Genomic DNA, 10,505 nt, shown 5'->3' on the forward strand with positions numbered 1-10,505 from the left:
GCTCCAGAAGCAACCGCTCCGATCAGATTCCGTAGAACGCCTGCAGCAACGAGGCCAGCAGCAGCTGCTCCGGCGGCACTGAGGGCCGCCCCTCTGAGGCGTACAGCTCACAGAAGGTGGGATTGAGGCAGGGCCGCCTAAAAGTACTTTCATGTCGTGCTCATGGCCACGCCACCAAGAGCGAGAATTGCCTTGATGTCGTGGCTCAGTTCTTGCTGGCCTGCGTGCACTGATCGGTAGCCGCCGTTGCGCAGCTGGTTCATCACCACCGTGCGCAGGAACAAAAACAGCGGCGCTCCGTTGCGTTTGGCGTAGCGGTGAGCGTCCTCGTGCAGCTGCGTATCCCGCGGCCAATGCCACTCGTTCTCGATCGACCACCGCTGGCGGATCAGTCTTAGCAAGGCTTCTGGCTTTGTCCTCAGGCTTGTGAGGAAGTAGTGGGCTCGTGGCACCTGATGGCCTCTACGGGTCACGGTGGTGGTGATCATCTCGATGATCCAGCTCACGCCAGGCCAGTTCGCCTTGATGTGATCCGGAGCTTCCTTGGCCCGCATCTCCCAGATGGTGTCCCGGCCATGCTTTTTGCCCTGAGCCGTTGCGGTGAAAGAGATCTGGCGCTTGCCCTGGAACTGGCACTGGATCTGGCGACTCAGGGTTTTCTGGTTGCCTTTGACCGTCAGGAGCACGTCGGCCCCCTTGGCGAGGCACCAGCGAAAAACGCTTGCGTGGTGTGCAGAGCATCCGCCTGGATCAAGGTGCCCTCCAGCTCCAAGGTGCTGAGCAGCTCCTTGAGCGCAGCCCTCTCGCTGGATTCGTGGGTGTCGTAGGCCTTCTGGGCCAGGGCAACACCGAGGGCCCGGGCATAGACCGTGACTTGGTCGACAAATCGGTGGCCGCCGTCCTCGGTCACCACCTCTGAGCCTCTGAGCGTCTTTCCATCGCACACCAGCTGCTCCAGACCCTCAGCCCCGCCTGGGATCTGGCTGATCATCCAGGCCTGAAATACATCGCCAAAGGTCTGCAGGTGGGCTTTGTTGAACAGGTAGAGGAAGGTGGCGTCTGATGGCCAACGCTTGAAATCCAGGCCGAGCGCCTGGTTGAGCGCCTGCCGATGCCGCCGAGCAAAGGCCTCGAGATCACGCGAGCTGCGGCAGCCGCTCAGGATCCCAAGCACCGCCACGAGCAGCAGAAACCATTGGGGGTAGCGCACCCCACGGCGGTAGCGGCCAACTCCTTGGGAGAAGGCTTACGCCTACGGGGATGGCCTTGAGGAAGCTGATCAGATCATTGGCATCAGCCTGATCGACGGCAGAATCAGGGGTTTGGGGCATGGAGGCAAGCCATTCCCGCCGACCAAAGCCAATGCTGTCAGGCCTATCCAAAGACAATCTGTTTGAGGGGTCGCGCCAAACAGGTTGACCGCTCCTGAGGGGTTCAGCTGAATCCGGTTGCCATGCGCAGGGCACCGGGCCATGCCTGCTCCTCTCACCGTTCAACAGATTGCGCTGTACATGTCCAAACGACGAGCCGGCAGCCGCCAGGAGGTGGCTGCCGCTGCGGCGGGCATTTCGGCGAGCAGTGCTCACCGGATTGATTCAGGCCGCCTGCAACCCAAAGCCGCTAAACCCCGTGGACGGCGGCGACCAGACCCGTTGGCTGAGGTCTGGGATCCGCTGCTACTCCCGCTGCTGGAGCGCCATCCGGCCCTGACACCAACCACCCTGCTGGAACATCTGCAGGAGCAAAAGCCAGATCAGGACTGGAGTTCGCTCAAGCGCACCCTGCAGCGGCGGGTGCAGCACTGGAAGGCGTTGCATGGCCCGGCGCCTGAGGTGATGTTCCCGCTGGCGTATCAACCCGGCGAGATCGGCTTCTGTGACTTCACCAAGGTCAAACGAGTGGAAATCACCCTGCGGGGAGAACCGTTTGAGCACCTGCTGTTCCACTACCGCCTGGCCTGGAGCGGTTGGGCTTATGGGCAGGTGATCCATGGCGGTGAGAGCTTTGTCGCCCTCTCAGAAGGTCTGCAGAACGCCCTGGCCGCCTGCGGCGGTGTGCCCAAAGAGCTGCGCACCGATCGGCTCTCAGCTGCCAGCCGCAACCGCGATGGCAGCTACGCCCTCGATATCACCCCTCGCTACCAGGCGCTCTGCAGCCATTACGGGCTTTCTCCCAGCCGTAACAACCGCGGTGTGGCTCACGAGAACGGCATCGTTGAGGCACCGCACGGCCATGTGAAACGGCGGCTGGAGCAGAAGCTGATCCTGCGCGGCAGCTGCGATTTCGAGGAACCCGCCGAGTACGGCGAGCTGCTGGCCGAGGTGTTCAGTGCCCTCAATGCTCCGCGCCAGCGTCGCCACGAGCAGGAACTCGAACGGTTGACACCACTGCCTGCTTTTCGCTTTGCCGACTACGAGCTGCTCACGGTGCGGGTGCGGAGCACCAGCACGATCGAGGTGCGGCAGGTGATCTATTCGGTGCCGCCGAGCCTGATTGGCCGTCAGGTCACGGTGCGGCTGCACCATGACCGGCTGATCGTGTATCTGGGCAGCGACTGGGTTTGCCAGTTGCCTCGCGCCTATGGCAGCGGCAGCCATGGCCCGAGGGCCTGGTGCATAGATCTGGAGCACCTGATCGATGGCCTGCGCGCCAAGCCCAGGGCCCTGCTCCATTGCCGCTACCAGCGTCACCTCTCCCCTGATCAGCGCTGGTGGAACTTCTGGCAGCAGCTCCTGGCTGGCGGTGATCGTGATGCTGCCGCGCGCTTGATGGTCGAGGCGCTGTACGTCCCAGTGCGGGTGGCCTCATTTGAGCTCGTGCTCGTCTTTCTGCAGCAAGCTCAGCAGCGCCAGTCCCTGTCTCTCTCGCTCCTGCAACAGCGCTTCCGGGTGCCGCCGCGCCGCAGTTCCCTGGCTGATCCGGTTATTTCCCAACACCTACTTGCCTCCTATGACCACCTCCTCCCCGGTGCCCCGCTCTCAGGCGGTGGAAGGGGCCCTGCCGCTGCTGCTCAAGCAGCTGAAACTCGCCCGCTTTCGCAGCCACTGGCAGCCGCTCTCCCAGCAGGCTGAGGCCGAGGGTTGGACCCCCGGCCAGTTCCTCTACGCCCTCTGTGAACAGGAGGTCGACCACCGCCAGATCGCACGCCGCCAACGGCTGCTGCGCGATGCCCATCTCCCGTGGCAGAAAGGCCTTGAGGGTTTTGATCACCAGCACCTTGAGCCCAAGCACTGGCAGGAGCTGCAGGTGCTTTCCCGCAGCCACACCTGGCTGCAGCAGGCCGAGAACCTGCTGTTGTTTGGCCCCAGCGGCGTTGGCAAAACCCACCTGGCCATTGCCATCACGATGGCAATGATCGAGCAAGACCAGGCCTGCCGCTTCTTCTCCGCCACGGCCCTGGTGCAGCTACTGCAGAAGGCCAAGGCCAGTTTTGAGCTGCCGGCCCTGATCCAAAAGTTGGATCGCTATGCCTTCCTGGTGATCGACGACATCAGCTACGTGCGCCGCAGCGAGTTGGAGACCTCGGTGCTGTTTGAGCTGATCTGCCACCGCTACGAGCGCAAATCACTGCTGGTGACCTCCAACCAGCCGTTCCGGGAGTGGGACGAGATCTTCCCGAGTGGATCGATGACCGTGGCAGCGGTGGACCGACTGGTGCACCACTGTCACATCGTGGGCATCAAAGGCGAGAGCTACAGACAAAAAGCAGCAGCTGCAAGGGTTTCCAGCGATCAGAGAGACCCGCCTACGTAATTGACGCGGACGCCATCGCCGTCACGATCAACGCCACCAACGCTGCTGCCAAGAAGAACCAAGGCGGAGACACGAAAACTGGGCCACCAGCATTGAGATTGACGCCGGAACCACAACTTGATTGACGCGTCGCGACAGCCTGGTCACGATCAAGGTCCCAACTGCAATCTCAGGAATCAGCAGAGCCCAAAACAAACGCTTCTACCGGTCAACCAGATTGACGCCACCCATCAACCTGATTGACACCGGACACAGGCCCAACCAGAACGTCGTGGACACACGTTTAGGCGGCCCTGGGGATTGAGGCGATCGAGGGCCTGATCCGCCGCAGCGGATTGCTGGCCGGGATTCGCTCCTCGATCGACACGTAGGAGAACAGGGAGCCGCTGCGCTCCCGGTGACCTCGCATCTCAGGTGGGCGATTAGCCCATTTTCGCAGAGACGACGGGGTTTTTCAGCGAACTCTTAGAGAAGGATATGAGCACTCCCAGCTCTTCCAGCGGGCTTTCCAGCGTGGCGACACGCAACTCTTCGAGAATCCTGCGGCTAGGCATTGCCGTTATCGGCATGCAGGATCAGCGGCTGCTGGCGGCTTTTGCTGATCCGCTCGCGCAGGCAAGCCCTGCTCACTAGATCCGCTGCAATGGCTGAATCCTCACGCTCGGCAACATCCCAGACCACAACCTTGCGGCTCCAGACGTCGATCACCAGATAGAGGTACAGCCAGATCCCGTGCACGGTGGTGGGCAGGTAGGTGATGTCCCAGCTCCACACCTCATTTGGACCAGCGGCTCTCAGCCGTGGCACAGCGCGCGGCTCTTGTGGTGGCCTGGCCCATCCACGGCGATTGACCTGGCCATGGCAGTGCAACACACGGTACAAGCTGCGCTTTGAGCCAATGAACAGGCCACGGTCCGCAAGGATCGGCACGATCTGCCCGGGGGGCAGCGCAGCGAATTCCGGCTCGTTGCAGGTGAGCAGGATGCGCTGGCGCTCTTCTTCTCTGCGGCGTATTGACCAGCCTGTTCAGCCTTCAAGGCTACCCTTTGAGCCGAGGTGCACAAATGCGCCACTAGATGCTTGATGTCGGCTCCCTGAAGGCTCGCGGCAAGCTGGCCTGTGCTCAGCAACAGTCCCGTTGTGCGGTTGAGCGCGAGCATCCCCATTGCGCCATCATGAAAGTCACGACATCACTGAAGCCTTAGCCATCTGCAACGCGCGCTAGGGAGGCCTCACGTCGCCGTTTGCGTTCAGCCTTAGAGGTGCGCATCTCCCAATACCAACCTTTACTTATGACACCATTATCGCAGCAGCAACCTAGAGCTTTTGCGCATTACTAGCTCCCCACAACTAACCCAAACAACAAGATGCAACTTTTTTAATGATCTGCTCACCCGTGACCGCAACAAACCCATCCAAATTTCATAGGGCCATCACATTGGGTGGAGCAATTTGCTTAGGAATACCTACATCAATATTGTCCCCTTCCGCTGGCCTGGCAAGCCCTGCCGTGCAGGTGATGAACCTAAACATCACCCAGGCAGAGGTGATAGCAGCTCAGAATGGCTTGTGCGATGCGTTACTTAACATTAGCAGCACCTACGCTAATCCTGGAAAAGGCGCTGCTACAAAAAAGCAGAGGCTGTCATTGACAAGGCTTACGCATATCAGTAAGGCCCGGTTGCTTTTAAGTCGACACTTGCCTCGGGCAAGCAGACGTTTCGCTCCACCCGCGAGGGCGCCTTGGCCTATTTTGTTGGCAACAATCCCAGCTACCCAGGCGATAAAGGATTTGCACTGAAGCCATGGCGTAAGTGCCAGGTGGTGAATCAAGTGATTCAGCTCAATGGAGCACAGGCAATCACAATGGGCAATGTACATATAACCGATACCACCGGGAAAGTAACCACAGTCGACAAAACCTGGAGCTTTATCAAAGAACCCCAGATGCCTCCGTGCGGATTGTCTTGCACCATTCTTCTCTTCCTTTTAACAAATAATCGCGAACCTTGCAAAATTAATTAGTCTTACTGCTCAAGGAGTGCCCAGGCGTCTTCGATTGATTCGGCAACGTCATCGTGACAGCAAAAACCAAGCGCATCGACCCGAACGTTTTGGATGGTGGCCAAGGTGCATGAGCAAAGGTGATAGACCGCCAGCACTAATGGGAGATTGGCAACACAGAAGTTTGCTTGTTGCTCAGCCTTGTAAAGTGCTCGGGAAGTTTAGCAAGTAGACAAGTGGACGCAGATAATCTTCTCGGCCTAGCAGCGGCAGGAGTAGCAGCCGGCCTGATTAATGCCGTGGCAGGGGGGGGCTCATTGATCTCATTCCCGGCACTAATTGCTACAGGGATCCCAATAATTATGGCTAATATTACTAGTAGCCTTGCATTGTTACCCGGATATTTAGCCGCTACATATGCCCAGCGCAAAGAGATCGCTTCTCTGGGGCCCAGAGTTCTTTGGCTTCTACCTGCCGCTGCAGCGGGGGGGCTCATTGGTGCCTTCTTGCTCACAAACAGCAGTGAGGAGGTGTTTGCTGGTCTTGTTCCTTGGCTGATTCTTCTGGGATCACTACTTCTGGCAATTCAGGATCAATTACGTCAAAGGCTATTGTCTAGTGCTGCGGCTCAGCCGATGGCATCGGTGAATTTATTAGCAGTTGCTGCAGTATTGATTGCAACAGTCTATGGAGGGTATTTCGGTGCTGGTTTGGGTGTCATTCTTCTTGCGGTCCTTGGGGTAACCCTCCACGGAACACTTACCCAGCTGAATGGTCTTAAGCAGGCAATCGCATTTGTAGCCAAAAGCGCAGCAGCTCTCGTATTCTTGTGGTCAGGTGAGGTGGACTGGGGGGCAGCGGTATTGATGGCATTTGGATCACTTGTTGGTGGATTCTTAGGTGGAAAGTTGGTGGGGAAAGTAAACCCAAGAATCCTACGTACAGTGGTAATCCTTTCGGGCATCGCGCTTGGCCTATATTACCTCTTTAGCTAACCACATTCGCTTATTGGCTGTATCGAGCTATTTCTGAGTCCGCGAGGATAGCTTGTTCGCTGCAGCGAGCCTGACTCGCGCAGACTAGCCACAAGAGTGCGTCTAAAAACTAAGTGAAAGGAAAAACCTAAATCGACTCCGCATTGCGTAACCAAATTTGATAAAATGATAATTGTTAAGCCGATCCTTGCTCGGAATGTGCGCGAGGTAATGTGTAGTCGACAAATAGACAGTTGCAATTGGTGATTAATTTTGTCCAACAGTGCTTTTGAGTTTTTCTTGGAGGTAAAAATCGTTGTTCAGGATAAGTGTGCTCTCTATTCCCCGGGTTTTGAGGTGATATGCAATTATGATCACATCTCGTGAAACCTCTACTTTATCAAAACTATTCAGTCAGGAAGAAGATAGCTATAGTCAGCCACAAGGCGATGTAAGGCTGCCTCATTGGGTAATAGAAAAGCGGTGTATGCTAAAGCCGCCTGCTGGCGACCCAGTGTGGTGTCGCGTTCTATACGATCGTAGATAGCCAAAGGCGGGTCAAAGTTGATGTTTGAAAGATCAGCAATGAAGACATCTTCTGCGAGTAAACGTGCACTATAGATCTCTGGCCTGTAGATACTTTCAAAAGTATCCATTACTGCGATAAGGGCCGATAAACAGATCCTGCTGCGGTCAAGGAGGTTGCCTGGTTCGTGATAGAAGGCCAGTGGCGCGCGACTTCCTGGAGGCATAAAGTATGAAACCTCAAGGCCCATTTTTCCAAAGTACTTGCTTGTGAGCGATTCACTATCTACCGGAAGGTACTGGTAGCCAAGAACAGGGTGCTTGGTGCCACTGCGGTAATAGGTTTTTTTATTCGCAGCACTTATCACGATTACAAGAGGTTCATCCAACACACCTGCGGGGTGGTATTTTTTAAACTGTAACTTAAAAAGGAGACCGTGTAGTTTGCCCAATGATTCACTCTCCTCTGCACTCGCTTTTCCTGCGCGCATCCGTGGCAATAGAATATTAAAGTCATAGTCACGCACATAAGATGAATAGTTGCATCCCTTGGGCCCCAACAACCAGCGGTCATGTACCCGATCAAAAATTCGACACGAGAGAGTTTCAGTCATAGGGAACCACTCCGTGGACATGTTTTCAAAACGAATATCTATTGTCAGAATATCAATTTCAAGTTGATAGCGACTTTGATCGTCTGAATTTCCTAAGGCAAGGAAAAAACGCTGATTAATTCTTGCCAGCAGAGAATTAATCCTTTGACTACGGTTATTGGGATCCTTAGCAAGATTGGCAAAATTAGTTGATAAGCGGCTTCCGCTAGCCGGTACGTAAGAAGCATCTAGTCGGGTAGTCGAAAGCTTAAGCTCCATAGCAATACCATTTCAATGGCGAGTAAGTACTAAAACTACTGGTTAGAGTCTATGTACCATAACATTAAACTGGAAACCCGGAGCATCCTGTATGGCAGATCACTTCGAGTTAAAACATGATACAATCAGCTAGGTTGTTGGTTCTATCGAGTGAAGCCTGAAGTCTCGGGAATTCTGCTTCGGATCATTGCTTTGATGGCCTTAGCGGATGGATCGGTTTCGCCAGAAGAGGAAAATCTAATACGAACACTTATAGAACGCTATTCTCTTCAAAACAATTTGTCAGCTTGGGATTCAGATCTTCCAACCTCTAATGACATTGGTCTTCTTGCTGTTGCTATCTTAACCACCGAAGAACGATGTCTTGCTCTTAAGCTTGCTTACATGGTGTCAGCAGTCTCTAGAAATTCAGAGGAGGATGATTCCGTGGACGCTGCTGAAGCAGAAGTTTATAGACAATTATGCCAATCGCTTGGCCTCCCGCATGAAACTATTCTGCTACTTGAAAAAGAGGCAGAAGCTGAGCTTCCTACGCTCCCTAATCTCTGGGAAATCTTGTATAGAGAATTTGGTGATCTTGATTTTTGGCCAAAAACTATCATCGTTTCAGATGGACCTGGCCTTCACTTCTAGTTTGAGTCAATGTTCTAATGAAGTGATTACTGGGCACCACGAAAAATTACCGGTTTTGATCTTGGCTCGCCAATCCCTGGTTGACAGGGACATGAGTCTCATGGACCGACTGCGCAGGGTTCCGAATTTTTCGTTGTGCCCTACTGATGTTCTAGGCTGTTGTGGGCCGTGATTTTAACGAGACTCCAGCTAATTAGATCATATTGGGGTTTTGGCCTTGATCGTGGCTTGTCAATTCACGTGATGGCTTTATTTCGCTTGTGGTGTACTCTAGTCACCGCTTGCCTTTTTATTACAAGAAGATTCTAACATGTTATTCATTGCGCGTCGTTAGATGAGTCAGGTATGCAATGCGGCTCCTCCTTTTTTTGCCGCTAAGCGGAGAGGGCACTGTGATCAAGATCAGCTTTTGCGACCATGATGGCCACGTTATCCCAAATAATACAAGAAAATGTTAATTCCGGCCTGTATTCTTGTTTTTTACGTAGCTCACTTGTCGCTATCTGCGCACTCGCTGTCACACTGGTTTAGAAATGCGGCAATATCTGACCAGGCATTCGGATCCTGAAGGAAGAAGGCATGGCCGCCTTCATATATATGAAGGCTCGAGCCAGCGATTCGGTCAACAATGGCTTGTCCATTTAATGGTGGAGAAATTAAATCGTGTCGACCATGAGCTACAAAGGTGGGACAGTAGATTCGCGATAGCCGATCAACGACGTCGTGTCCCATTCGTGCCTTTAGCTGTAGCTGCATGCCGTACACTTGTGTCCCTGATGTAGATTCATTGGCTCCAAATCCTGCCAGCATGCCCAATGCTGAGGCGTCTACAGGGTGCTTCGACAGCCACTCAGTTGTCCAGCGCTGATCTATTAACTGAAGGCTGCGCCCTCCGCGTACATTTGAAGTTAAGTTCCCAATTCTATCGAGCCCAAATGAAGGGTAGGCTCCACCGGGTGAGGTGGATAGCAGCGCGAGGCGATCGATTCGATCTGGATGGCTAATTGCTAGTTCTTGTGCCACCATTCCACCGAAACTCCAGCCAGCGACAACAGCTTTCTCCCAGCCAATCAAATTAAGCAGAGAGAGTACATCTCCTGCAATGTCTGCCATTGTATATGCATCTGTTTGAGGGGCGCTTAGCCCCATTCCTCTGTAGTCAAAACAAATTAGCTCAAACTTCTCCGCCAGCTTGTTCAACAAGTCGCGGGTTGAGGCAATTGTTGTTGCAGAAGCATTACAAAAGAGAAGCCTCGGCCCACTTCCACCCTTCTTGTAATACAATTTACAGCCTTTGTGATTATAGAATGGCATACTTAGTTGGCAAGACTATGGATTTTCTGAAGAGCAATCAAATGTTTTTCTAAGCGTTGCAGCGGCTTGAAGGCTTGGTTTCACTGGTTTCTCTTGACAGGCCCTATGGCTAGCTTTTAAGGCCTTATGATGCTCCTGGTCGGACCTCCACTCACCAACAATCGCATTGTCGACCCGAGTTCAATGCCAGATTATACACAGAATAAATCATTGGCCGCCTGACCATTCGGGAAATCTCCGCTTTCCAGGGCCAGGACTGCTTTGCTGAGTCCATCCTACTTCTGCATCAGACGGCAGGCCCCCCCCCCCAGGGCCGCCTAAAAGTACTTTCATGTCGTGCTCATGGCCACGCCACCAAGAGCGAGAATTGCCTTGATGTCGTGGCTCAGTTCTTGCTGGCCTGCGTGCACTGATCGGTAGCCGCCGTTGC

Annotated in this window: 10 protein-coding genes and 1 pseudogene; 5 read left to right on the forward strand and 6 right to left on the reverse strand. The window is 54.4% G+C overall.

What is annotated here, in order from left to right:
* Window positions 1-149 precede the first annotated feature (149 nt).
* Together KBY75_RS14665 and KBY75_RS14670 are read right to left on the reverse strand one after the other, a co-directional pair.
* Window positions 150-686, reverse strand: a complete 537-nt coding sequence (locus KBY75_RS14665; protein WP_255024473.1) for an ISAs1 family transposase — start codon at window positions 684-686, stop codon at window positions 150-152.
* A pseudogene (locus KBY75_RS14670) lies at window positions 677-1,213 on the reverse strand (ISAs1 family transposase); the annotation flags it as partial. The pseudogene KBY75_RS14670 and the gene KBY75_RS14665, both read right to left, overlap by 10 nt.
* 298 nt (window positions 1,214-1,511) lie before the next feature.
* Between KBY75_RS14670 and istA the strand changes: the two are divergent.
* Both istA and istB read left to right on the forward strand, forming a co-directional pair.
* Window positions 1,512-3,071, forward strand: a complete 1,560-nt coding sequence (istA, locus tag KBY75_RS14675) for an IS21 family transposase (protein ID WP_255024474.1) — start codon at window positions 1,512-1,514, stop codon at window positions 3,069-3,071.
* On the forward strand, window positions 2,986-3,753 hold the full coding sequence (gene istB, locus KBY75_RS14680) for an IS21-like element helper ATPase IstB (RefSeq protein WP_255024481.1): 768 nt from the start codon (window positions 2,986-2,988) through the stop codon (window positions 3,751-3,753). Before istA ends, istB begins: the two co-directional genes overlap by 86 nt.
* A gap of 283 nt (window positions 3,754-4,036) precedes the next feature.
* Here istB and KBY75_RS14685 read toward each other — a convergent pair whose 3' ends face one another.
* Together KBY75_RS14685 and KBY75_RS14690 are read right to left on the reverse strand one after the other, a co-directional pair.
* The gene (locus tag KBY75_RS14685; protein ID WP_255024482.1) at window positions 4,037-4,162 is read right to left on the reverse strand and encodes a hypothetical protein; all 126 of its coding nucleotides are present in this window, start codon (window positions 4,160-4,162) and stop codon (window positions 4,037-4,039) included.
* Window positions 4,163-4,299: 137 nt separating this feature from the next.
* A complete protein-coding gene (locus tag KBY75_RS14690; protein WP_255024475.1) occupies window positions 4,300-4,560 on the reverse strand; it encodes a DDE-type integrase/transposase/recombinase in 261 nt (86 codons plus the stop codon).
* Between the two features lie 936 nt (window positions 4,561-5,496).
* On the opposite strand from KBY75_RS14690, the gene KBY75_RS14695 reads away from it, so the two are divergent.
* Together KBY75_RS14695 and KBY75_RS14700 are read left to right on the forward strand one after the other, a co-directional pair.
* Window positions 5,497-5,778: a hypothetical protein gene (locus KBY75_RS14695; RefSeq protein ID WP_255024476.1), complete on the forward strand. Its 282-nt coding sequence runs from the start codon at window positions 5,497-5,499 to the stop codon at window positions 5,776-5,778.
* A 170-nt stretch (window positions 5,779-5,948) separates the two neighbouring features.
* Window positions 5,949-6,752: a sulfite exporter TauE/SafE family protein gene (locus KBY75_RS14700; protein WP_255024477.1), complete on the forward strand. Its 804-nt coding sequence runs from the start codon at window positions 5,949-5,951 to the stop codon at window positions 6,750-6,752.
* Window positions 6,753-7,141: 389 nt separating this feature from the next.
* On the opposite strand, the gene KBY75_RS14705 is transcribed toward KBY75_RS14700, so the two are convergent.
* Window positions 7,142-8,128, reverse strand: a complete 987-nt coding sequence (locus KBY75_RS14705) for a putative oxygenase MesX (protein WP_255024478.1) — start codon at window positions 8,126-8,128, stop codon at window positions 7,142-7,144.
* A 150-nt stretch (window positions 8,129-8,278) separates the two neighbouring features.
* Here KBY75_RS14705 and KBY75_RS14710 point away from each other — a divergent pair, with 150 nt between their 5' ends.
* Window positions 8,279-8,761 carry a TerB family tellurite resistance protein gene (locus KBY75_RS14710; RefSeq protein WP_255024479.1) on the forward strand — a complete coding sequence of 161 codons (483 nt, stop codon included), beginning with the start codon at window positions 8,279-8,281 and terminating at the stop codon, window positions 8,759-8,761.
* 489 nt (window positions 8,762-9,250) lie between these two features.
* On the opposite strand, the gene KBY75_RS14715 is transcribed toward KBY75_RS14710, so the two are convergent.
* Complete coding sequence (locus tag KBY75_RS14715; protein ID WP_255024480.1) at window positions 9,251-10,075, reverse strand: alpha/beta fold hydrolase; 825 nt, start codon at window positions 10,073-10,075, stop codon at window positions 9,251-9,253.
* Window positions 10,076-10,505 lie beyond the last annotated feature (430 nt).

It is taken from the genome of Cyanobium sp. T1G-Tous (assembly GCF_024345455.1).
GTDB lineage: Bacteria > Cyanobacteriota > Cyanobacteriia > PCC-6307 > Cyanobiaceae > Cyanobium_A.

Coding starts and splice junctions, on each gene's coding strand:
- KBY75_RS14705 (WP_255024478.1), bottom strand. CDS start 8,128: ATGGAGCTTAAGCTTTCGACTACCCGACTAGATGCTTCTTACGTACCG.
- istA (WP_255024474.1), top strand. CDS start 1,512: ATGTCCAAACGACGAGCCGGCAGCCGCCAGGAGGTGGCTGCCGCTGCG.
- KBY75_RS14715 (WP_255024480.1), bottom strand. CDS start 10,075: ATGCCATTCTATAATCACAAAGGCTGTAAATTGTATTACAAGAAGGGT.
- KBY75_RS14685 (WP_255024482.1), bottom strand. CDS start 4,162: ATGCGAGGTCACCGGGAGCGCAGCGGCTCCCTGTTCTCCTACGTGTCG.